The organism is Thalassospira sp. MBR-102, assembly GCF_040549275.1.
GTDB lineage: Bacteria > Pseudomonadota > Alphaproteobacteria > Rhodospirillales > Thalassospiraceae > Thalassospira > Thalassospira xiamenensis.
In genome coordinates this window covers 51,435-73,401 of sequence record NZ_JBEPTC010000004.1, presented here as the reverse complement: position 1 = coordinate 73,401, position 21,967 = coordinate 51,435, and the positions used below count along the sequence as shown (strand labels likewise).

The window sequence follows — 21,967 nt, the reverse complement described above, 5'->3', positions numbered from 1 at the left end:
TTGTGTATTGTCCGTGGTCTGATCGCGTTCCATGATTATCGCAGAACAACGATAAGGAGACGATGTCATGGCCCGTTTCATTGCTGCCTGTGTCCAGGTCAATGCGCGTGACAATATGAGCGACAACCTTGCGCGTGCCGCGACCTATGCGCGCGATGCCCATGCGGCGGGGGCGACGCTTATTGCGTTTCCGGAAAATGTTTCGATGATGTCGTTTGGCGGGGAAAAGGTGCGGACAGCCGCCTTTGACGAGGCCGATCATCCGGCCCTTACATTTTTCTGCGATCTGGCCGAAGAACTGAAATCGACCCTGATTGTCGGGTCATTGCATGTGAAGGTGCCGGGCGAAGACCGGGTTGCCAATCGCTGCTTTGTGATCGGCCCGGACGGGGCGGTGATCACATCCTATGACAAGATCCATATGTTTGATGTCGATCTGGCGAATGGGGAAAGTTACCGCGAAAGTAAAACATTCCGCCCCGGCGATCAGGCACGGCTTGCCAAAACCAATATCGGCGATATCGGCATCGCAATTTGCTATGACGTCCGGTTCCCGCAGCTTTTCCGTGATTATGCCAAGGCGGGGGCAAAGATTCTGTCGATCCCGGCGGCGTTTACGCGCACGACCGGGCAGGCGCACTGGCACAATCTGTTGCGGTCACGCGCGATTGAAAATGGTTGTTATGTGATTGCAGCCGCACAGTGCGGCGATCATCCGGGCAACCGGCAGACATTCGGCCATTCGCTTATTATCGATCCGTGGGGCGAGGTTCTTGCCGATGCGGGGACCGATCCCGGCTTTGTTACCGCCGAGATCGATCTGGACCGGGTCGAAGACATTCGGCGGATGGTGCCGTCGCTTCATAATGACCGGGCGTATAAACCGTGCTGATTTAAGCGCCGTCTGGCAGGTGGTCAGCGATAGCTGACCACCTCGAACTCGATGCCGTTTTCATCGTGGAAATAGAACCGGCGGCCGGGCTCGTAATCTGCGTGATTGTGGGTTTTAAGGCCGCTGGCGAGGATTTTCTTTTCGGTGGCATCAAGGTCGTCAACCACGATGGCGACATGGTTCATCCCACCCAGCGTGCGATAGGAATTTTCGTCCGAACTTACCGGTGTTCCGCCGGAATAGACGGCGACATAGCTTGTATCACTGCCGACATGATAGCTGATGCCGTTATCCTTTGCCGGACCGTTCCAGCGCACATGCCAGCCAAACCAGTTGCATAATTGTGCAGCCGTTTTGGCCGGATCAGCGACGGTGAAATTCACATGTTCCAAAAAAGCATCACTCATGGTGATCTCCTTTATGTTTTTCTCTCAACTGTTTTCTGTGTAATTCCTTAACTTAAGTTGAGGTCAATAGGAAAATTCGTGATCAGCTCGATTTTGGACGCCATTGGTCACGCGGCTTCACGAAACAGTGTCGCAACGTCATTTTACCTTTGGGGGCGCTTTTTGCAGTCTGTGATCATCAAGACAGCAAACGGAGTTTTATGGTCATGCTTAAGCGTATTTTACTGGCCTCGTGCGTGATGGTAGCGGCGTCAGGGGCGGCTTTTGCCGGGGAGCAATATGTTGATGAAACCGGCTTTGCGATCAGCGGGTATGATCCGGTGGCCTATTTCGATCTGAAACAGGCGGAGCCGGGCGGGGCACAGCCACGTGCGGTGCCGGGTCGTGCCGATATTACCGCCAATTACAATGGTGCGACATGGGCGTTTGCATCCGAGGAGCATCGCGAAATGTTCGTTGCCAATCCAGCAAAATATGCGCCGAAATATGACGGGCATTGTGCCTATGGCATCGCACAGGGGGGCAAGGTTCCGGCAAACCCGAACCTTTGGCGGATTGTCGACGGGGCGCTTTATCTGAACATCACGCCGACGGTGGCTGGTTTCTGGGCCAGCGATATCAGTGGGAATATCAACAAGTCCGAAGGTAATTGGACGTCGCTTGAAGCCAAGGACGCGTCGGATAAAAGCTGGAAGGCGATCAGCGATAATGACGGCACCTATGACGGGACAGCCCCGGTGAAGTAAGGTGACCTCAGGATGAAACGCCCCCGGCAGATTTGGTCTGTCGGGGGCGTTTTTTATGAGTTGCGCAAGGCCTCGACGACTGGTCGCCGATAAAGCAGGAAGGCCGGAACCGTGGCAAGGATCAGACCAATCAGGACAAAGCCACCGGCAAGCGATAGTTCTGAGCCTGAAATTGTTGCCTGTAACGCCATACCGGTTTCGGCCGTAAAGACGGTAGAAACCGATTGGGCAACAAACCAGCCAAGTCCAAGACCGGCAATGGCACCGATCACGACAAGGATCGAGACATAGGACCAGATCGCGCCAAACACATAGCTGCGCGGTGCGCCAAGAGCGCGCAGGACAGCGAATTGTTTGCGATAAAGCTGCATCATGGCCAGGATCGCGGCCAGAATGGCGGCAACGACCAGTCCCTGTGATCCCAGTGCCATGGCACGCATCACCGAACCGGCATTGCCCAGCAGGCGATACATTTCCACCAGAACCTCGGCCGGGAAGAAGGCGGTGCTGTGGTCTGTCCGGTAATCGGCACGCAGCGTATAGGCGGCTGCAACGCTTTTGGGGCGGACAACCAGTGCCGGAACACCGGGCAGGGCATCGGCATCAAAGGGCGGGCCGATATGGTCCATCACCTGATGTTCGTGTTCGTGTTCGTGTTCGTGTTCGTGTTCGTGCTCGTGATCCTCGTCGTGATGTTCCGCTGCTTCGTCATGATCATGATCTTCATGTTCGTCATGATGTTCTTCTGCGGCACCGCTATGGTCGTGATCTTCGTCTTCATCATGGCCGGTTGGCAGGGCATGGATATCCCAGACCTGCTCGACGGCAACGATGATCGCACTATCCCACGGGGTTCCGGTGGGCTTCATCTTGCCGACGACTTGTAGATGAACGCCGTGATGATGTTCAAGCTCGGCTTCGGCACCATGACCGTGGCTGGGCTCGAATTCATCGCCTATTTCAAGTGGGACGGCAGCACCGATAACGGCCTGTTCGATGTTTTCAAATATATGGCCGCTTGCCAGTCCGTCCGACAGATAGGCCACGAATTGCGGGGTCGATCCGACAATGCTGTAATCCTGCCAGCTATCGCCAAAGGCAAGCGGGGCGGCGATTTCAACCCGCGGGTCGGTCATCAAGCTGGCCCAGTGTTGACCATCGAGTAGATTGATCGCGCTATGGCGCAGGAAAATCGTGTTCATGACGATTTCGGTCTGGCTGCCGGGGGCGGCGATAAGGATGTCGAATTTGTCGGCGGCCTTGGCGCTACCTTGGCGCAGTGCACGTTCCTGTGCGGTAATGCCGACACCAATGGCAACCGCAACCGCGATCAGCAGCACGAACAGAATATTCATGATCCAGTGGCGGCGCAGGCTTGCAATGACGATGGGAAACGGGTTCATGCGCCCTCCGCCCGGTTGGTGGTCGCATCATCCACAAGATGGCCCTTGTCGAATTTCAGGATGCGCGCGCAGCGATCAATCACGTCGCGGTCGTGGCTGACGGTGATCAGGGTGCGGTTTGATCCGGCAAGCGAAAACAGAATGTCAGTTGCGATCTGGCTTGCTGCGTCATCCAAGCTTGCGGTTGGTTCATCGGCAAGGATGATCGGCGGATCAAACAGAAGGGCACGTGCAATCGCCACGCGTTGCTGTTCGCCGCGCGACAGGTCCGATGTGCTTTTACGCGCCATCGGAACGCCGACCTGATCAAGAAGATCATAGGCGCGTTTACGGGTTTCTGGTGGAATGCGCCATCCGGCAAAGCTTGCCGGGATCAGAACATTTTCAAGCGGGCTGACTTCATCGATCAGGTGGAAATCCTGAAAGACAAAACCGATCGATTGGCGGCGCCAGCGATCAGATGCGCCTTCTGACAGGCTGGTGATATCGGTTCCGTTCCAGATGATATTGCCGCCTGTCGGACGCAAAAGGCCGCTGATCAGATAAAGCAGGCTGGACTTCCCCGACCCCGACGGGCCGGAAATGCCGACGACCTCGCCCTGATGGATGGCAAGGGATGGCAGGCTGATGACCGGGGCTGTATTGCGATGATAGCGCAGTTCAATATCCGAAATCCGCAACAGGTCCGACGCGCTTTGATCTGCGCCGGGCTTAGAGGACTTCGAACTCTGCATCGACAAGTCGGACAAGGCTGACAAATCCGGTTTCCTCATCTTTGGCTTCGCCGAGCTCGAGAATGCCGCTCGTGACGATCATGCGGTTAAAGGCGACGGCGTCGACCCTTTCGCGGGTTCTGACAAAGACAATATCGACCGGCCAGTCGGCGGATGTTTCGCAGAACGGGCAAACTGACATCGGGCGACGGGTCAGTACGAAAAAGGATGCCTCCGCCTTAAGTGGCGGAGCCATGAAGCCGGTAATTTCGATGCGACTTTTATCTTTGGCGAATGTCTTGGCCTGACCGGAAAATTCGTTCTGGGTTTTGTAAATATCGGGAATTTTGATCCGGTCGTGTGCAAAGGCCGGCGGGGCGATCAGCATCCCGGCGGTGGCGGCTGCACCTGCAATGAATGTGCGGCGTCCGACGATCATGGAAATCTCCATCAAAGAAAATGCCGACCGCAGTTCGCTGCGGTCGGCGGTATCAGACGCAAGCCTTATTTCGAAGCCATGCGGTCTTCGATTTTCGAGGCATAGGACATGACGTGATAGATGAAGTTCTGTTCAACGACACCGCTGAACAGGTGCGACCACGGGCCGTTGGCAAAGATGGCAACATCATCGCCAGCATGGGTTTCGCTGCTCATCGGGACCAGTGCCTGCTGAAGGAAGTCAATGTCGGTGGTGTCGACATTGGTCAGGTCGGCACGGACTTCGTCCTTAAGCGCACCCGGGCCGTTCATATAGCCAAGGGTAGTGTAAGGTTTGCCGTCGTCGCCCTTTTCCTCTGAAACGCCAAGGATCGGGTTGCCACGGCTGGAATAGCCGGAAATGGTCATGGTGTGCGAGTGATCGGCCGTGACGATGATCAGGGTATCGTCAAGATTGACCTTGCCCATGGCTTCCTTGACCGCGTCGTTCAGTGCGACGGTGTCTTCAAGCGCGCGGGCCGCATTGCCTTCGTGATGGGCATGGTCGATACGACCGGCTTCAACCATCAGGAAGTAACCCTTGTCATTTTTCGACAGAATATCAATTGCCTTGCCGGTCATTTCGGCCAGGCTCGGTTCGCCAGCCGCATCTTTGGCGCGGTCGGCTTCATATTCCATGTGCGAGCGGTCAAACAGACCCAGAACATGCTTTGCCGATGCAACGTCGATCGCATCAAACTGTTCTTTGTTCCAGATGTAGGACGCGCCTTTACCCTTGGCATCAACCCATTCCTTGGTCAGGTCGCGACCGTCGGAACGCTGGCCCATCTTGCCCTTGTCTTCCGGGTCTTCCATGGTTTTGTCCATGAACATGCGGCGACCGCCACCAAAGGCAACTTCCAACCCGTCGCCCGCCGACCATTCAATCAGCTGGGCTGCGATGTCTTTGCAGCCATCCGCTTTGGCCGCGTCAGAGAGGTCGCTGTCACTTTCCCAGTCACGGTCGGATGTGTGAACATAAGTTGCCGCCGGGGTTGCATGGGTCAGGCGTGCGGTGGAAATCACACCGGTCGACATGCCCTGTTCTTCGGCCTGTGCGGCAAGGCTTTTGACCGGATGGGCAAGCTGTGCCTTGCAATCGCCACGGACAACGTCCGAGCTGACGCCGATGGTGCCGTTATTCATTTTGACCCCTGCCATCATGGCCGATGCGGTCGGGGCCGAGTCAGCGATCTGGGCGTCATGGGTGTAGGTTTTGGACAGGGCAACGTTCGGGAACTGACCGAAAACGAGGCTGTTGCTTTCGCCGTCGACACCGCGCTTCTGGCCTTCATAGATGCGGGCTGCGGTAACGGTCGGGATGCTCATGCCGTCGCCAACGAACAGGATGATGTTCTTGGCGCGGTTGGTGTTGGCCTGCTGTTGCAGTTTCTGCTGCAGGGTCTGCTGGGCGGCGACGAAATACGGATCATTGGCCTGCGGCAGCATGTCAGCGGCAACAGCAACGTTCGCACACATGGCACCAGCCAGTGCGGAAGCGACAAGAAGGCGTTTCATTTCGATGTTCTCCCTTATCGAACGGAATATTCGGCTGCACTCTGCTATGCAGCGAATGGTTCTCATTTTAAGATCGATAAGGGGCGGTTTGGTGAAGCTAATGTGATTGATAGGTTACAATGTTCGGGTGAATGTATTTTGGGGCTCGAATCTTCAAGAACTGGATTTATTCCAAACTAAAGCCTTGAACAATTTGACCAATATTCCGATGTGCGAATGAACCGACATAGCAGGTAAAACAAGGACGGCGGACCGGAAATACATCCTTGCCCGCCGCCATTTTCTTCAGGACCAGCGTGTGGTCCATCAGGTGTGTTTCGTGGCCTTAGCTTGCGATTTCGCCGCCGCCCTGCTTGGTGATCGCAACCACCGACGGACGCGCCGGAACGCCGTCCTTGAAGTCCGGCCAGCGGGTGCTGGGTGCGTCATAGGTCGAACCATCTGCCGGGTGCTGAACCGCGACAAACAGGGTTGTTCCATCCGGGGTGAATTCCGGGCCGCACATTTCGGCACCTTCCGGGCAGGCAAAGAAGAATTTGGTCAGTGCACGACCGGCACCTTCAACGTCTGCGGCATGCATGCCATCTGGAATATCCGAGTTCGGCGCACCATCGGTCGAAATCCACAGGCGGCCTTTATGGTCAATCGCAAGGTTATCCGGGCAGGATACCCAGCTTTCAGCCCCTGGATGGTAAACTGCACGGTCATCGGCATTCGCCGGGTTACCACCAAGCAGGAAGATGTCCCACTTGAAGGTATCTGCGGTGTGATCGGCATCCTTACCCATGCCGCCCGGAGGGGTGAGCTCAAGAACATGGCCATGGATGTTCGAGGCGCGCGGGTTGACGATGTTCGGTTCCTTGCGCTTCGAGTTGTTGGTCAGCATGACGTAAACCTTGCCGTTGACCGGGTTCGGTTCGACGTCTTCGGGGCGGTCCATCTGGGTCGCACCCAAAAGGTCGGCGGCGCGACGGGTTTCAATCAGAACGTCGGCCTTGCTATGGAAATCGTTTTCGGCGGTCAGCGGGCCATCACCATGGACCAACGGCATCCAGTTTACTGTGCCGTCCTCATTGAATTTGGCGACATAAAGCGTGCCGTCTTCGAGGATGTCCATGTTAGCTGCGCGGTCGTTCGGATTGTATTTTTTCGACGCGACGAATTTATAAAGATAGTCGAAACGCTGATCGTCGCCGGAATAGGCAACAACCGAGTTATCCTTGTTGACGATAACGGTTGCGCCTTCGTGTTTGAAGCGGCCAAGGGCGGTGCGTTTTTTGGGCATTGATGTCGGATCGTAGGGATCGATTTCGACCATCCAGCCGAACTTGTTCGGTTCGTTCGGTTCTTTTTCGACATTGAAACGGTCGAAATATTTGACCCATGAATACCAGCTGTCCGGCTCGATGCCGAGGCGCTTGTAGTTGCGTTCTTCGCTGGTTTTGGCGATGTCGCCCCCGAAATAGCCGTTGAAGTTTTCTTCGGCGATCAGGATGGTGCCCCAAGGGGTTTTGCCGCCTGCACAGTTGTTCAGCGTGCCGATGACGCGCGTGCCGGTCGGGTCAGAACTGGTTTTCAGGCGGTCATGGCCTGCTGCCGGGCCGGTGATGACCATGTCGGTATCAAGGGCCGAAATGCGGCGCGCATAATTTGACCCGTCGATGACCTGCCATTTGCCATTGGTCTTTTTGATTTCGACGATGGAATGGCCGTGGGCGGCAATTTCGTGAAGGGCCTGTTCTTGTGATGCGCCCATGGCATCCTTGAGTCCCGGCCACATCATTTCCGCATTGGTGTATTCATGGCTGACGCACAGAAGGCCGTGTTCGGAATTGTCCGAGCCGACCGGCAGCGGCATATAGCCAACATAGTCACAGTTATAGCCGAACTGTTTATTCTGGGCGGTTGCGTCAACAGCACCCGGAACGAAGGCCGGTGCATCGGCAGCAACCTTGTCGCCCCAGCGAATCAGGACGTCGGCATCGTAACCGTCGGCTACCGCATGAGTTTCGGTGATTTTCTGCGGGATCGATTTGAAGGTCAGGGTCGATGCGTCCTGCGCACGGGCCATGCCGGAGGTCGCGATACCGGCGCCAGCGACGGCCGAGGTTGCCATCAGCCCCTTGAAAAAGCCACGGCGAGAAAGGCGGGCATTGATCAGGTCGGCTACACGCGGATTGTTTGTCGGGTTCGACGGAATGTCATCGCGATCCTCGACGATTTCAAAGTGTTCTGTCATGGTTTTCTCTCTCTGCCAAATGCTAAAACTAGCGCCGAGGAAGATGCCAGAAACCAGCTGTTTTAATTATGACACTTGTGTTTATTTTTATTTTTATTCCAGTGTGTTACGGAATTGTTGCGGTCTGCTTTGCCTATGGTTTGCAGGCCGACAGGAATTGTTTCACAGCGAAGGGAACGGCTGTGGCTGGTTTGTATTGAGGGCCCTGCTCGAATGCGTTGATTTTCCAGCCGGAAAAGGCGTTTTGCAGTTCGCCAGGGTGCAGAAGGAATTCTGGTGATCGCGGGCGGCCGAATGCTTCGTTACCGATCATGAAGGTTTCATAAAGCAAAGTGCCACCGGATTTGATCGCATCGCGAAGATTTTCAAATAGCGGTCGGTGCAGGTAATTGACGACCACCACCAGATCAAACTGCCGGTCCCCAAGCGGCCAGGGACCAGATTCAAGATTTGCTTCGATCCACTCAATTCCTGTGTTTTCACCGGTTCCCGTATCCGACAGATCGCGATCAAGGGCTGTGACCTGCCATCCCTGATCCGCCAGCCAGAAACTGTGACGACCCTTGCCACAGGCAAGATCAAGGGCCGTTCCACCGGTCGTGGGGCAGGGTGGGGAATGACGGGTAACCCAGTCCGATGGCATTAATGATGACATTTTCATAAATCTTGGTTATTGAAGGAGCCGCCTGAAAATGGCGTTTCGGGCAGGGTGTCGCTATATCATTGATATCAAAACACCTTGCAATTGTTACGGTTTGCTTGAACAAAACAACACCATGATCCTCTTTCAGCTTAAATGCGAACATGATCACGAATTTGAAGGCTGGTTCAAAGACGGTGCCACTTATGACACCCAGGCTGCCAGCGGTGAATTGTCATGCCCGTTTTGTGGAACGGCCAATGTCGGAAAGGCGTTGATGGCACCGCGTCTTCGGACGTCGCGCCAAAAAGAGGAAGCCGCCGAAAAGACCCGCCAGGTCGCCTTTGCCGAGGCAACCCGTGCGGCAATCGCCGAAATCCGCAAGCAGGTCGAACAGAATTGCGAGCATGTCGGTAACAAATTTGCCGAGGAAGCCCGCAAAATCCATTACGGCGAAACCGAAAAGCGCGGCATTTATGGCGAGGCATCACTTAAAGAAACCGCCGAACTGATCGATGAAGGCATTGATGTTCAGGCGTTGCCATGGCTTGATGAGAGCAAGAAGAATTAGGGGCTCGATCCCGCTTTGCTCCCTTCATGCCTGATGTGCCGTCCTAAAATACGTTGTCAGCTATAGGATCAGGCTTTGGCGGGTTTTTGCGCGATCACCATATAATTGATGTCAAGATCGCGAGGGGCAATCGACCATTTATCCGTGATCGGGTTGTAGGTCACACCGGTGATATCCACGAGATCAAGACCGGCACCCCGCAGCAAGCCCGACATTTCTGATGGTTTGACGAATTTGCGCCAGTCATGGGTGCCAGCAGGCAACCAGCGCAGGATGTATTCAGCGCCGAATTTTGCCAGTGCCAGCGATTTGATCGTCCGGTTCAGGGTGGCAACAAACATCAACCCGCCGGGTTTGAGTAACGCCGCACAGGCCTGCATGAAGAATTGCGGGTCATCGACATGTTCGATGACTTCCATATTCAGAACGATATCGAACTGCTTGCCCTCGTCGACCAGCATTTCCGGGGTGCAATTGCGATAATCAATGGCAAGGCCCGATTGCGCAGCGTGGACTTTTGCGACTTCGATATTGTTTTCGGCAGCGTCGATTGACGTCATTTTTGCGCCCATGCGTGCCAGCGGTTCGGACAGAAGACCGGCACCGCAACCGATATCGATGATTTCGACATCTTTCAGGACGTCAAGCTGGTTGGCATCACGTCCGAGATGGGCAGCGATATTATCGCGCAGAAGCTGCAAGCGGATCGGATTGAACTTGTGCAGGGGCTTCATCGCGCCGTTCGGGTCCCACCATTTTTCGGCCATTGCGGAAAAGCGTGCGATTTCCTCGGCATTGGCGGTGCGGCTGTTATTGGCGGATGCGTGCGACATGGACGGCTCCGATGGCGTGACGTTGATTTTCTTTGCCCTGTTTACGCGGGCGCGCCCGGCAAGGCAATAGTTTGCCGGGCATCAAGGTCCTGACGCCGGGCGAATGAGGGCTTTGCCAGCATGAGGGAAATCGAAACGTGCCTTGCGCCAATCGCATGTGTTGTCAGGGTTTTCAGGTAAGAATTCGCAGGATATTTCGCAGTTTGCGCCCTTGGGGAGGCATCTGGCGCATCAAACCCGAATAAAAAATGAATCGATGCAATTTTCCCCTGCGTTGATGCTTGTTTCCAAAAGAGTATGGCAGTATTGATAACGCCGCCCGGATCAGGCGGCGCGCCGCATTGATGGCCTGCGCCAATCGATCGAGGGCCGGATCACATGCCGTCTTCTTCGGAGCACCGATGGATGGCAAGCTTAGCGGGGATACTTCATGGCCCGTATTGTCATGAAATTCGGCGGCACATCGGTCGCCGATGTCGAAAAGATCAAGAACGTCGCCCGTCGGGTCAAATCCGAGGTCGATGCCGGGAACCAGGTAGCGGTTGTTGTTTCGGCAATGTCGGGCAAGACCAACGAACTGGTTGGCTGGGCTGATGAAATTTCACCGATGTATGACGCGCGTGAATATGACGTGATCGTATCATCGGGCGAGCAGGTGACAGTTGGCCTGATCGCCATGGCGCTGCAAAGCATTGACGTACCAGCACGTTCATGGCTTGGCTGGCAGATTCCGATAAAGACCGATGGCGCGCATGCCAAGGCACGTATCAAGGAAATCGATACAACCGAACTCGACAAGCGCATGAATAGCGGCGAGGTTGTCTGTGTTGCCGGTTTCCAGGGGATCGCACCTGACAACCGCATTACCACGCTGGGCCGTGGCGGTTCGGATACTTCTGCGGTGGCGCTTGCCGCGGCTCTGAAGGCTGATCGTTGCGATATCTATACCGATGTTGACGGGGTTTACACGACCGATCCGCGCATCGTGCCCAAGGCGCGCAAGATCGAAAAGATTACCTACGAAGAAATGCTGGAACTGGCATCGCTTGGTGCGAAGGTCCTTCAGACCCGTTCTGTCGAGATGGCCATGAACCATCGCGTCCGGGTACAGGTCCGCTCCTCCTTTAGTGATGCGGAAGGAACACTTGTTGTAGACGAGGACGAAATCGTGGAACAGGAAGTCGTCAGCGGGATTGCCTATAGCCGTGACGAAGCCAAGATCACCTTGGTGAAAGTCGCCGACAAACCGGGAATCGCTGCTTCTATCTTCGGCCCGCTGGCCGAGGCCAATATCAATGTCGACATGATCGTGCAGAACGTTTCAGAAGACGGTAAAAGCACCGACATGACCTTTACCGTGCCGCGCGGCGAATTTAAACGTGCGCTGTCGGTGATTGAGGGCAATTCGGCCAAGATCGGCTATAAGGAATTGCTGAGCACATCAGATGTGACCAAGGTGTCGATCATTGGTGTGGGCATGCGTTCGCACGTTGGCGTTGCGCGCAAGATGTTCGAAACGCTTGCGGAAAAAGGCATCAATATCCAGGTCATTTCGACCTCGGAAATCAAGGTAAGCGTTCTGATTGCCGAAGAATATACCGAACTGGCAGTTCGCGCGCTTCATACCGCTTATGGCCTTGATGCCGAGTAATTTAATATAATGTGACTTGCATGGCCTGTGATTAAGTCACTGTTAAATTGCGTCAATTATTACATACTAGCTGGAACTATCGGTTTCGGCCTTTATGATGAAATGGCAGGGAACCCTTGGTTTCCTGCATTTCTGCTTTGGGGTACAGAATGATATGAGAGATCCGAAATTCGATGTCGCACGCGCCCGCCTTGAAAAATTGTGGGCGGCGGGCAAGGAATTTCTGGGAACGGATTACGCCATCATGGCGGGTGCAATGTCCTGGGTTTCCGAACGTCACCTTGTGGCGGCGGTTTCAAATGCCGGTGGCTTTGGTGTGATTGCGTGCGGGTCGATGACCCCGGAATTGCTGTCGGCTGAAATCGCCGGGACCAAGGCCCTGACCAAAAAGCCGTTTGGCGTCAATCTGATCACCATGCACCCGATGCTTGATGACCTGATCGAGGTTTGCCGTGAGCATGAAGTCGGTCATGTCGTTCTGGCCGGTGGTCTGCCGTCATCGGCAGCGATCAAGAAAGCCAAGGAATTTGCCAAGGTCATCTGTTTTGCCCCGGCACTGGTTTTGGCCAAAAAACTGGTGCGCTCGGGTGCGGATGCGCTGGTGATCGAAGGCAGCGAAGCTGGTGGTCATATCGGCCCGGTTTCCCTGACGGTTCTGGCGCAGGAAATCCTGCCGGAAATGCGCGATGTTCCGGTATTCTGTGCCGGTGGTATCGCGCGCGGCGAAGCCATTACCGGATTGCTTGAACAGGGGGCGGCCGGTGTTCAGATCGGTACGCGACTGGTATGCGCAACCGAATGTATTGCGCATCCCGATTTCAAAAAGGCCTTCATTCGTGCCAGCGCACGCGATGCGGTCACCACGGTTCAGCTTGATGAACGTTTCCCGGTTATTCCGGTACGCGCCCTTGCCAATAAGGGAACCGATGAATTCCTTGAAACCCAGCGCAAGGTAATTGCCAAATTCCGCGCCGGTGAGGTTGATCAGGGTGAAGCCCAGCTTGAGATCGAACATTTCTGGGCCGGTGCGCTTCGCCGGGCTGTTATCGATGGTGATGTCGATGGCGGATCGGTTATGGCAGGGCAGTCGGTTGGTATGGTAAAGAAAGAACAACCGGTATCCGAAATTCTGGAAGAACTGGTCGAACAGGCCGTTCAGTCCCTCGTTAGAAGAGACAGTTAAACCCGATGAGCATGCCGTCCGCCGCAGTCACTGGTCCGCGACGCCTGTTAAAGCGCGTTCGCGACGTCATGGCTGGTCCGGGGACGGCAGAAGAGCGCCTTGGGCAGATCGTGACCATCATCGCCGCCGATATGGTGGCGGAGGTATGTTCGGTCTATGTGATGCGCGCGGGCGAGGTGCTGGAACTTTTCGCGACCTGCGGTCTGGCACCGGCGGCAGTTCATATGACCCGCCTTCGGGTGGGCGAGGGGATTGTCGGTTATGTGGCGGCCCATGCGCGGCCCCTTAACCTTAAAGATGCGCAAGGCCATCCGAACTTTGCTTACCGTCCGGAAACCGGCGAGGAAATCTATCATTCCATGATCGGTGTGCCGATCCTGCGTGGGGGCCGTATCATTGGCGTCCTTGCCGTGCAGAACCGGACCGAACGTCTTTATTCAGAGGACGAGCAGGAAGCGCTTGAAAACGTTGCCATGGTGCTGGCCGAAATGGTCGCCGGTGGCGAACTGGTCAGCCGCGATGAACTGATTCCGACCGACGGGATTGCGCTTTTGCCCTTGCGGCTTGGTGGGGCGCGTCTGGCACCGGGGATTGGCAAGGGCGTTGCGGTTCTTCATGAGCCGCGTATTGTCATCGACCGGATGGTATCCGATGATCCGGACGAGGAACTGACCCGGCTTCGCGACGCCATGCGCGGGCTTCAGGACCATCTCGACAAAATGCTTGAAGCTGTTGCGGGAATGGATAGCAGTGGCGGCGATGATGATCCGGGCGATATCCTTGAAGCCTATAAAATGATTGCGCAGGATACCGGGTGGCTTAACCGCATTACCGAGGCGGTCCATACCGGCCTTACGGCGGAAGCCGCGGTTCAGAAGGTTCATGATGATACCCGTGCGCGCATGGCCCAGGTCAGTGATCCGTATCTGCGCGAACGTTTGCATGATCTTGAAGATCTGGCGAACCGTCTGCTGCAGCATCTTTCGGGGCAGTATCAGTCCCCGGCCTTTGGCGAGTTGCCCGACGATATCATTCTGGTGGCGAGAAATATCGGTCCGGCGGAACTTCTGGATTATGATCATACCCGCCTGCGCGGCCTTGCTCTTGAAGAAGGGTCGCATACGTCACATGTGGCAATTGTTGCGCGTGCGCTGGATATTCCGGTGCTGGGCGGGGTTAAAGGGGTTCTCGACAAGGTCGAAACCGGTGATCCGCTGATTGTCGATGCCGACAATGCACAATTGTTCGTCCGGCCGAGTGAAGATGTCCGTTCGGTTATTGACGGTGCGCTTCGTGCGCGGGCCGAGCGCAAGGCGCTTTATGCGCAGATGCGCGATATGCCGTCCCGGACATGTGACGAGATTGATATTTCGCTGAACGTCAATGCGGGGCTTTTGATCGATGTACCCCATGTGATTGAAAGCGGCGCGGACGGGATCGGGCTTTATCGGACGGAAATTCCATTTATGGTCAGATCGGCCATGCCAGATATTGGCGATCAGACCCGGCTGTACACCCGGATATTTGAACAGGCGGAAGGTCGTCCGGTCGTGTTTCGGACGCTTGATGTCGGGGGTGACAAATTGTTGCCCTATTGGGAGGATATGACAGAAGAGAACCCGGCGATGGGCTGGCGCTCGATCCGCATTACGCTGGATCGGCCTGCAGTGCTTGTTCATCAGTTGCGCGCGTTGATCCGGGCCGCCCATGAGCGAGACCTGTATGTCATGTTCCCGATGATTGCCGAAGTCGCAGAGTTCGACCAGGCAAGGGCGCTTCTGGATCAGCAGTTGAAACGCGAAGCAGAACGCGGCTATGTACCGAACCGGGTCGAGGTTGGCGCGATGCTGGAGGTTCCGGCGCTGATATGGCAGGCACCGGCGCTTCTGGAGCGTGTCGACTTTTTGTCGGTTGGAACCAACGACCTGCTGCAGTTCATGTTCGCTGCTGATCGTGGAAACCCGCGGTTGGAAGGGCGATATGATACACTTTCGCCAAGTGTGTTTGCATTTATGCGGCAGCTTGTCACATTGTGTGACGAACGGAATGTGCGTCTGACCATCTGCGGCGAGATGGCCGGGCGACCACTTGAAGCGATGGCCCTGATCGGATTGGGTATTCGCCGCTTGTCCATGGCACCGGCTTCTATCGGTCCTGTTAAGGAAATGGTCCGGAGCCTGAATGTGAGAAGCGTTGAGGGATATGTCCTGTCGGTGATGGGAAGTTCGACCAAGTCATTGCGATCGCGTCTTAAGGCTTTCGCAATAGATCACGGTGTAAAACTTTAAAAACAATCGCTTTTGGTGGGGATTCTGCTATTTTTATTGCTAGATCGTAACGTGGGGGTGCGGAGTTGGCGATCGGAAAGCGAAAGGAAGATCATTTGGACGAGCAATCCGGGGGGCGCTTGCGTTTCAGGCCTTTGCCTGGAAATGGGCCGTCAAATGACATTAAGATGGAAGCAGATACCGGTAATTCCGCTGACCAGACCGAGGTAGGACGCCTTTTGCGCCATACCAGGAACAGCCTTGGTCAGAGCGTGGAAGACGTTTGTCAGTTATTGCGTATCCGCAAGATTTATATCGAGGCGATCGAGAACAGCGATTATTCGGTGTTGCCCGGTGGCCCGTATGGTTTGGGCTTTGTTAAAGCCTATGCCGAACATCTCGGACTTGACGGGGCAGAAATCGTGCGGCGTTTCCGCGTGGAAAGCAATGCGCCCGCAGCCCGAAGCGAGCTTAGTTTCCCAAAACCTGTTCAGGAAAGCCGCGTTCCCGGTGGAGCGGTTCTTCTGATTGCGGCATTGCTTGGTATCGGTGCCTATGGTGGCTGGTATTACTTGTCGAGCCAGGGCAAAACGATTGCTGATCTCGTTGATCCGCTGCCTGAGCGTCTTGCAAGTTATACGTCGGGTGGTGAGCAGGCCGTTCCGGAACGCAATCTTGAAAATGCGGCGGATGCCCGTGCGGCAGAAGTCGAGCCATCCGCATCGGCAGAGCAACCTGCCGAAACGGCGGAAGCGCCAGCGGATGATTCAAATGCACCTGCATCTGTCGTGACAGAACAGGAACCGGAGGCGGAAACCGCAGAAGCCCCGCAAGTGGCTGATACGGTACCGGCAGAAACACCTGCGGCACAGAACGAAGTTGCCGAAGCACCTGCCCCGGCAGCGCAAGCACCGGAACAATCAACCGCACAGTCGCCGTCATCGGCACCAGTTGCACCAGCGGCGGAAACGGCTTCTGTTCCGGCGGCACCGGCTGTTGACGAAGTTGGTGGCGGGCGTGTGTTTGGTGCGGTCAATCTTGACAGCCGTGTTACCATTGAGGCGGTCGAAACCAGTTGGGTTCGCATTCGCGAAGGCGATGGCAACATCCTGCTGACCCGGATGCTGAGTGCAGGCGATACCTATCGCGTGCCCAATAAAAACGGGCTGATGCTTGAAGTCGGTAATGCCGGGGCACTTACCTACAGCATTGATGGCAAGGAAGCCTTGCCGGTCGGTGAATATGGTGCGGTGATTTCGGACTTCTCTCTTGATGTTGAGGCCCTTGAAGGGGCCGGTGCGGCACCGGCACAGTAGTGCCGGGCTCTCTCGTTATCATGAGGGCACCAAAGATTTTGAAGAAAGCGGCCATATCAGGCCGCTTTTTTTATGACAGCTTTGCAAAATCTGACGGAAAAACCGTAAGGCAACGGTTTCTAATTGGCACTTGATAAGCTATATAGTCGGCCTAGAGACACAGATTTGCTTGGAACCGGAAATGAGCGTCCGCCCTTATCGAGATATTGAACGCCGCAAAAGCCGCAAGATCCGCGTTGGTAATGTGGAAGTTGGTGGAGACGCGCCGATTTCGGTGCAGTCGATGACCAATACCCTGACCACCGATGTTGCTGCGACCGTGGATCAGATCCTGCGCCTTGAAGAAGCAGGTGCCGATATTGTTCGCGTTTCCTGCCCGGATCGGGAGTCGACCGCGGCGCTTAAGGACATCATCAAGCAGGTGCATGTCCCGATTGTCGCCGATATCCATTTCCATTACAAACGTGCCATCGAAGCCGCCGAAGCCGGTGCAGCGTGCCTGCGGATCAATCCAGGCAATATCGGATCGACCGACCGTGTACGCGAAGTCGTGAAAGCAGCAAAGGATCACGGCTGTTCGATGCGTATCGGGGTCAATGCCGGGTCGCTTGAAAAGGAATTGCTGGAACGTTATGGCGAGCCCTGCCCGGAGGCGATGGTCGAAAGTGCGTTGAACCACGCCAAAATCCTTGAAGATCAGGATTTCTACGAGTTCAAGATTTCGGTCAAGGCATCGGATGTATTCCTTGCGGTTGCCGCCTATTACGGCTTGGCTGAGGCATGCGATTATCCGTTGCATCTGGGGATTACCGAGGCTGGTGGCCTTCGCGGTGGTACTGTTAAATCGGCGATTGGCATGGGCAACCTTCTGTGGGCCGGTATCGGCGATACGTTGCGTGTGTCGCTTTCGGCAGACCCGGTCGAGGAAATCCACGTTGGTTATGACATTCTGAAATCTCTGGGCCTTCGGACCCGCGGTGTGCAGATCATTTCCTGCCCGTCCTGTGCACGTCAGGGCTTTAACGTTGTCGATACCGTGGCGGAGCTTGAAAAACGGCTGGCGCACATTTCGACGCCGATTTCGTTGTCGATCATTGGCTGTATCGTCAATGGCCCAGGCGAGGCGCGTGAAACCGATATCGGGCTTACCGGTGGCGGTGGTGGAAACCACAAGATGTATATTTCCGGTCGCCCGGATCACAATATCAGCACCGAAAAAATGGTCGACCATATCGTCGAACTGGTCGAAGAACGCGCCGCCAAGATCGAAGCCGAAGAAGCGGCAAAGCTGGCCGCGGCAGAATAGCGTAGCAGAATTGACGAATTTTGGCTTTCCGCCGTCCGGGTGGAAAGCTATTTTCATGTTCATATGAATTTGGGCCGATCATTTTGGCGCAAATATCTGGAATTCAAGTTAGATCGGAGACCCCAAAGTGGCATCGCTTCAACCCGTCCGTGGCACGCATGACCTTCTGCCTGAACAGAACCGTCTGCAGGATCATATCGCGCAGGTCGCGCGCGACATTGGCGAGTTGTATGGTTACCACCGCATGACTACGCCAATCTTTGAGTTTACAGAGGTCTTTGCCCGGACCCTTGGCGACACATCTGATGTGGTAACCAAGGAAATGTATACTTTTGAAGATCGCGGCGGCGAACAGATAACGCTACGCCCCGAAGGCACGGCCGGGATTGCACGTGCCTATATCTCGAATGGCATGCAGCAGATGTCGCCGGTCAAGGTTTCCTATTACGGTCCGATGTTTCGGTATGAACGCCCGCAGAAAGGCCGCCAGCGTCAGTTCCACCAGATCGGTGCGGAGCTTCTGGGCGTCGAGCAGGTCGCGGGCGATATCGAAATGATCGCCTATGGGGCGCATATCCTTAAAAGCCTTGGTCTTTGGGAAAGCATAACGCTTGAGCTCAATACCCTTGGCGATCCCGAAAGCCGGGCTGCGTACCGCGATGTCCTGGTCGATTATTTCAAGGGACATTTCGACAGGCTGTCGGAAGATAGCCGGGCGCGTCTTGAAAAGAACCCGCTGCGTATCCTTGACTCCAAGGATGAAGGCGACCGGGAACTTGTGGCCAATGCACCGCTATTTGCCGAATATCTGAATGAACACAGTCAGGAATTCTTCAAGTCGCTGACTGGTGGACTTGGTGATATCGGGATCGGGTATGAGTTGAACCCGCGTCTGGTGCGTGGTCTGGATTACTATTGTCATACCTGTTTCGAGTTCACGACCAACACCCTTGGTGCACAGGGAACCGTGATGGCCGGTGGCCGTTACGATGGCCTGATTTCGACCATGGGTGGCCCGCAGACGGCTGGCGTTGGCTGGGCTGCAGGTGTTGAACGTCTGGCATTGATGGTCGGTGAAGCCCCGGCAGCACCACGCCCGGTTGCGCTGATCCCGATGGGGGATGCTGCAGAGGCGCGATGCCGCACGCTGGCGCAGACTTTGCGTGAGGCGGGGATCGCGGTCGAGCTTGGCTATGCCGGTAACATGAAAAAGCGCATGAAGCGTGCGGACAAGGCCAATGCGCATCTTGCGGTTATTCTTGGCGATGACGAACTGGCCAAGGGGATTGCACAGTTGCGCGACCTTGACAGTGGCGAACAGCAGGAAATCGCACTTGATCAGCTTGCAGGCGTAATCGGCAAAAGGTAAGTGCAGGGTGACAGACGCATTCGCGCGTGAAGAAGCCGGAGACTGGCCACTGGATCGCCTGATGGTGATCGGGACCAATCATCGGCGCTCCAGCGAGGATACGCGTGACCGTCTGTTCATCGACGAAGCCCGCCTGCCGCAGTTCCTGTCGGCGATTTTGCAGGCCCGTTTGGGTCAGGCGATCGTGGTTTCGACCTGCAACCGCACTGAAATCCATTTGCTTGCGTCCGAAGCCGAACGCGGCCGGGAACGGTTGATCGATCTTTTGGCGCTTTGGGCGGATATTGATCGCGACAAGCTGGCAAGCGAGCTTTATATCCGTTCCGGGCGCGATGCGTTGCGCCATGTGTTTGCGGTTGCCGCGTCGCTAGACAGTCTGGTGATTGGCGAACCGGAAGTCTTCGGACAGGTCAAGGATGCCCACCGGATCGCACGGCAGCATCAGCTTGTCGGACGCGAACTGGAACTGGTTTATCAGACAGCCTATGCCATTTCCAAAAAGGTGCGCAGCCGGACGGGGATCGGGCAGGGGGCGGTTTCGATTGCCGCGGCGGCACAGTCTGTTGCGCGTGACCTGCATGGTGATATTGCCAACTGCACATTGCTTTTGGCGGGTGCGGGGGACATGGGCGAACTGATTGCCGCATCCCTTGCCGAACGCGGTATGGGTCGGGTTTTGGTGACCGATAGACTGGCGGCACGGGCGCGTCTTGTGGCGCGCCGTCTTGATTGCCACTGGTCGGAACTTGATGATCTGGATCGCTTGTTGGCCGAGGCGGACATGGTTCTGACCGCGGGTGGATCGCGCCGCTATATTATTGACAAAACGCGTGCCCTTGCCGCAATCAAACGCAGACGATATCGGCCGGTTCTGATGATCGATACCGCCGTTCCCGGTGATATCGACCCGCAGGTTGACGAAATCGACGAAGTGTTCTTTTACCGGCTGGATGATCTTGAAAAAATTGCCGCCGAAGGACGAGGCGGTCGTGAAGAAAAGGCCGACGAAGCCTGGGCGCTGATCGAGGAAGAGGTTGAACATTTCGTCCGTGTCCGGGCCGAGCGTGCCGCGATCCCGGCGATGGCGGATTTAAGAACGCATTTCGAAACGGTGCGTGATGATGCGCTGCGCGAGAGCCACGGTGATGCTGAAAAGGCAACCCGGCTTTTGATCAATAGGTTGTTGCATGCACCGACCCAAGCGCTTAAAGACCTTGCGGCAACCACGGATGGTGCGGGAACGGTCGAATGGATGAAGGCGCAAAAGCTTTTGACGCGCTTGTTCGCGTTGCAGTCCGAACAGAATAGCACCAAAGCCGAACAGAATGATGAACCCCCGAAGGAGGAAAAAGAGTGAGTCTGGACCCCGGTAAACTTGATGGCGTTGTACGCCGGTTCGACGAGCTCAAATCCCTGCTGTCAGGTGGAGCGGTGGATGGTGACTCGTTTGCCAAACTGTCGCGCGAATATGCAGAGCTGTCGCCGATTGTCGAAGCGGTCGAAAAGGTCAAAAAGCTTCGCGTTGATCTGGAAGGTGCGCAGGAAATTCTTGACGATGCGGGTTCTGATCGCGATATGCGCGAAATGGCCGAAGCCGAGAAATATGAAATCCTCGACGCGCTGCCGAAGGCCGAGCATGACGTGAAGCTGATGCTTCTGCCCAAGGATGATGCGGATGAAAAGAACGCCATCCTTGAAATTCGCGCCGGCACCGGTGGCGAGGAAGCTGCCCTGTTTGCCGCCGATCTGTATCGCATGTATCAGCGTTACGCGGAAAACCGCGGCTGGAAGTTCGAGCAGATGGACGCCAATGAAAACGATCTTGGCGGATACAAGGAAGTCATCGTCAACGTATCGGGTTCGGGCGTGTTTGCGCGCCTGAAATTTGAAAGTGGCGTGCATCGGGTGCAGCGTGTGCCCGTGACCGAAGGTGGCGGGCGTATTCATACCTCGGCGGCAACCGTTGCCGTTCTGCCCGAAGCCGAGGAGGTCGACATCCATATCGATCCAAAAGATTTGCGTATCGATACCTATCGTTCGCAAGGGGCGGGTGGCCAGCACGTTAACACCACGGACAGTGCGGTGCGTATCACCCATATCCCGACCGGTGTGGTCGCCGCCAGTCAGGAAGCAAAGTCGCAGCACAAGAACAAGGAAAAGGCGATGAAGATGCTGCTTTCGCGCCTGTATGATCAGGAGCGTGAAAGCAAGGACAGTGCGCGCGCAGCCGACCGCAAATCGCAGGTCGGTTCCGGGGATCGTTCTGAACGCATCCGCACCTATAACTTCCCGCAGGGGCGTGTATCGGATCATCGTATCAACCTGACCCTTTATCGACTGGATGATTTCATTACAGGTGGACCGTCGGTTGATGAAATGATTGATGCCCTGATTGCGGAAGATCAGGCCCAGAAACTGGCCGAGATCGAGAATTGA

Annotated in this window: 19 protein-coding genes; 11 read left to right on the top strand and 8 right to left on the bottom strand. The window is 55.7% G+C overall.

The window, feature by feature from the left end:
- The first annotated feature begins 67 nt into the window (after positions 1–67).
- The gene (locus tag ABIE64_RS09120; RefSeq protein WP_354377212.1) at positions 68–892 is read left to right on the top strand and encodes a carbon-nitrogen hydrolase family protein; all 825 of its coding nucleotides are present in this window, start codon (positions 68–70) and stop codon (positions 890–892) included.
- 23 nt (positions 893–915) lie between these two features.
- Here the strand turns inward: ABIE64_RS09120 and ABIE64_RS09115 are convergent, their stop codons facing one another.
- On the bottom strand, positions 916–1,299 hold the full coding sequence (locus ABIE64_RS09115; protein ID WP_114094824.1) for a VOC family protein: 384 nt from the start codon (positions 1,297–1,299) through the stop codon (positions 916–918).
- Between the two features lie 206 nt (positions 1,300–1,505).
- On the opposite strand from ABIE64_RS09115, the gene ABIE64_RS09110 reads away from it, so the two are divergent.
- Positions 1,506–2,045: a YHS domain-containing (seleno)protein gene (locus tag ABIE64_RS09110; protein ID WP_223305196.1), complete on the top strand. Its 540-nt coding sequence runs from the start codon at positions 1,506–1,508 to the stop codon at positions 2,043–2,045.
- 53 nt (positions 2,046–2,098) lie between these two features.
- On the opposite strand, the gene ABIE64_RS09105 is transcribed toward ABIE64_RS09110, so the two are convergent.
- The 6 genes from ABIE64_RS09105 to ABIE64_RS09080 all read right to left on the bottom strand — a co-directional run bounded on the left by ABIE64_RS09105 (position 2,099) and on the right by ABIE64_RS09080 (position 9,050).
- Positions 2,099–3,448: an FtsX-like permease family protein gene (locus ABIE64_RS09105; protein WP_354377211.1), complete on the bottom strand. Its 1,350-nt coding sequence runs from the start codon at positions 3,446–3,448 to the stop codon at positions 2,099–2,101.
- Positions 3,445–4,182, bottom strand: a complete 738-nt coding sequence (locus tag ABIE64_RS09100; protein WP_354377210.1) for an ABC transporter ATP-binding protein — start codon at positions 4,180–4,182, stop codon at positions 3,445–3,447. The genes ABIE64_RS09105 and ABIE64_RS09100 overlap by 4 nt, the downstream gene beginning before the upstream one ends.
- Entirely contained in the window at positions 4,160–4,600 is a 441-nt protein-coding gene (locus tag ABIE64_RS09095; protein ID WP_354377209.1) for a hypothetical protein, read from the bottom strand. The genes ABIE64_RS09100 and ABIE64_RS09095 overlap by 23 nt, the downstream gene beginning before the upstream one ends.
- Before the next feature lie 65 nt (positions 4,601–4,665).
- A complete protein-coding gene (locus ABIE64_RS09090) occupies positions 4,666–6,156 on the bottom strand; it encodes an alkaline phosphatase (RefSeq protein WP_354377208.1) in 1,491 nt (496 codons plus the stop codon).
- A gap of 325 nt (positions 6,157–6,481) precedes the next feature.
- Positions 6,482–8,395: a PhoX family protein gene (locus ABIE64_RS09085; protein WP_354377207.1), complete on the bottom strand. Its 1,914-nt coding sequence runs from the start codon at positions 8,393–8,395 to the stop codon at positions 6,482–6,484.
- Positions 8,396–8,528: 133 nt separating this feature from the next.
- Positions 8,529–9,050, bottom strand: a complete 522-nt coding sequence (locus tag ABIE64_RS09080; RefSeq protein WP_354377206.1) for a class I SAM-dependent methyltransferase — start codon at positions 9,048–9,050, stop codon at positions 8,529–8,531.
- Positions 9,051–9,171: 121 nt separating this feature from the next.
- Here ABIE64_RS09080 and ABIE64_RS09075 point away from each other — a divergent pair, with 121 nt between their 5' ends.
- The gene (locus ABIE64_RS09075) at positions 9,172–9,606 is read left to right on the top strand and encodes a DUF1178 family protein (protein WP_007091125.1); all 435 of its coding nucleotides are present in this window, start codon (positions 9,172–9,174) and stop codon (positions 9,604–9,606) included.
- 68 nt (positions 9,607–9,674) lie between these two features.
- On the opposite strand, the gene ubiG is transcribed toward ABIE64_RS09075, so the two are convergent.
- Positions 9,675–10,439: a bifunctional 2-polyprenyl-6-hydroxyphenol methylase/3-demethylubiquinol 3-O-methyltransferase UbiG gene (ubiG, locus tag ABIE64_RS09070; protein ID WP_354377204.1), complete on the bottom strand. Its 765-nt coding sequence runs from the start codon at positions 10,437–10,439 to the stop codon at positions 9,675–9,677.
- A gap of 430 nt (positions 10,440–10,869) precedes the next feature.
- Between ubiG and ABIE64_RS09065 the strand changes: the two genes are divergently transcribed.
- From ABIE64_RS09065 to prfA, 8 genes are all read left to right on the top strand, one after another.
- Positions 10,870–12,090, top strand: a complete 1,221-nt coding sequence (locus tag ABIE64_RS09065) for an aspartate kinase (protein ID WP_007091123.1) — start codon at positions 10,870–10,872, stop codon at positions 12,088–12,090.
- Positions 12,091–12,244: 154 nt separating this feature from the next.
- The gene (locus ABIE64_RS09060) at positions 12,245–13,273 is read left to right on the top strand and encodes an NAD(P)H-dependent flavin oxidoreductase (protein WP_037991039.1); all 1,029 of its coding nucleotides are present in this window, start codon (positions 12,245–12,247) and stop codon (positions 13,271–13,273) included.
- Positions 13,274–13,278: 5 nt separating this feature from the next.
- On the top strand, positions 13,279–15,561 hold the full coding sequence (gene ptsP, locus ABIE64_RS09055) for a phosphoenolpyruvate--protein phosphotransferase (RefSeq protein WP_007091121.1): 2,283 nt from the start codon (positions 13,279–13,281) through the stop codon (positions 15,559–15,561).
- A 167-nt stretch (positions 15,562–15,728) separates the two neighbouring features.
- Complete coding sequence (locus ABIE64_RS09050) at positions 15,729–16,856, top strand: helix-turn-helix domain-containing protein (RefSeq protein WP_354377203.1); 1,128 nt, start codon at positions 15,729–15,731, stop codon at positions 16,854–16,856.
- A 181-nt stretch (positions 16,857–17,037) separates the two neighbouring features.
- Positions 17,038–18,162 (top strand): flavodoxin-dependent (E)-4-hydroxy-3-methylbut-2-enyl-diphosphate synthase, encoded by a 1,125-nt coding sequence (gene ispG / locus ABIE64_RS09045; RefSeq protein ID WP_007091119.1) that lies wholly within the window; start codon positions 17,038–17,040, stop codon positions 18,160–18,162.
- A 127-nt stretch (positions 18,163–18,289) separates the two neighbouring features.
- Positions 18,290–19,531, top strand: coding sequence for a histidine--tRNA ligase (gene hisS / locus ABIE64_RS09040; protein ID WP_114094834.1), 1,242 nt, complete (start codon positions 18,290–18,292; stop codon positions 19,529–19,531).
- A gap of 7 nt (positions 19,532–19,538) precedes the next feature.
- On the top strand, positions 19,539–20,888 hold the full coding sequence (hemA, locus tag ABIE64_RS09035; protein WP_354377202.1) for a glutamyl-tRNA reductase: 1,350 nt from the start codon (positions 19,539–19,541) through the stop codon (positions 20,886–20,888).
- Complete coding sequence (gene prfA / locus ABIE64_RS09030; RefSeq protein WP_007091116.1) at positions 20,885–21,967, top strand: peptide chain release factor 1; 1,083 nt, start codon at positions 20,885–20,887, stop codon at positions 21,965–21,967. Before hemA ends, prfA begins: the two co-directional genes overlap by 4 nt.

What these genes read in the sequence shown, in the direction of transcription:
- ABIE64_RS09120 (WP_354377212.1), top strand. Translation starts at nt 68, where the DNA reads ATGGCCCGTTTCATTGCTGCCTGTGTCCAGGTCAATGCGCGTGACAAT.
- ABIE64_RS09115 (WP_114094824.1), bottom strand. Translation starts at nt 1,299, where the DNA reads ATGAGTGATGCTTTTTTGGAACATGTGAATTTCACCGTCGCTGATCCG.
- ABIE64_RS09110 (WP_223305196.1), top strand. Translation starts at nt 1,506, where the DNA reads ATGCTTAAGCGTATTTTACTGGCCTCGTGCGTGATGGTAGCGGCGTCA.
- ABIE64_RS09105 (WP_354377211.1), bottom strand. Translation starts at nt 3,448, where the DNA reads ATGAACCCGTTTCCCATCGTCATTGCAAGCCTGCGCCGCCACTGGATC.
- ABIE64_RS09100 (WP_354377210.1), bottom strand. Translation starts at nt 4,182, where the DNA reads ATGCAGAGTTCGAAGTCCTCTAAGCCCGGCGCAGATCAAAGCGCGTCG.
- ABIE64_RS09095 (WP_354377209.1), bottom strand. Translation starts at nt 4,600, where the DNA reads ATGATCGTCGGACGCCGCACATTCATTGCAGGTGCAGCCGCCACCGCC.
- ABIE64_RS09090 (WP_354377208.1), bottom strand. Translation starts at nt 6,156, where the DNA reads ATGAAACGCCTTCTTGTCGCTTCCGCACTGGCTGGTGCCATGTGTGCG.
- ABIE64_RS09085 (WP_354377207.1), bottom strand. Translation starts at nt 8,395, where the DNA reads ATGACAGAACACTTTGAAATCGTCGAGGATCGCGATGACATTCCGTCG.
- ABIE64_RS09080 (WP_354377206.1), bottom strand. Translation starts at nt 9,050, where the DNA reads ATGTCATCATTAATGCCATCGGACTGGGTTACCCGTCATTCCCCACCC.
- ABIE64_RS09075 (WP_007091125.1), top strand. Translation starts at nt 9,172, where the DNA reads ATGATCCTCTTTCAGCTTAAATGCGAACATGATCACGAATTTGAAGGC.
- ubiG (WP_354377204.1), bottom strand. Translation starts at nt 10,439, where the DNA reads ATGTCGCACGCATCCGCCAATAACAGCCGCACCGCCAATGCCGAGGAA.
- ABIE64_RS09065 (WP_007091123.1), top strand. Translation starts at nt 10,870, where the DNA reads ATGGCCCGTATTGTCATGAAATTCGGCGGCACATCGGTCGCCGATGTC.
- ABIE64_RS09060 (WP_037991039.1), top strand. Translation starts at nt 12,245, where the DNA reads ATGAGAGATCCGAAATTCGATGTCGCACGCGCCCGCCTTGAAAAATTG.
- ptsP (WP_007091121.1), top strand. Translation starts at nt 13,279, where the DNA reads ATGAGCATGCCGTCCGCCGCAGTCACTGGTCCGCGACGCCTGTTAAAG.
- ABIE64_RS09050 (WP_354377203.1), top strand. Translation starts at nt 15,729, where the DNA reads ATGGAAGCAGATACCGGTAATTCCGCTGACCAGACCGAGGTAGGACGC.
- ispG (WP_007091119.1), top strand. Translation starts at nt 17,038, where the DNA reads ATGAGCGTCCGCCCTTATCGAGATATTGAACGCCGCAAAAGCCGCAAG.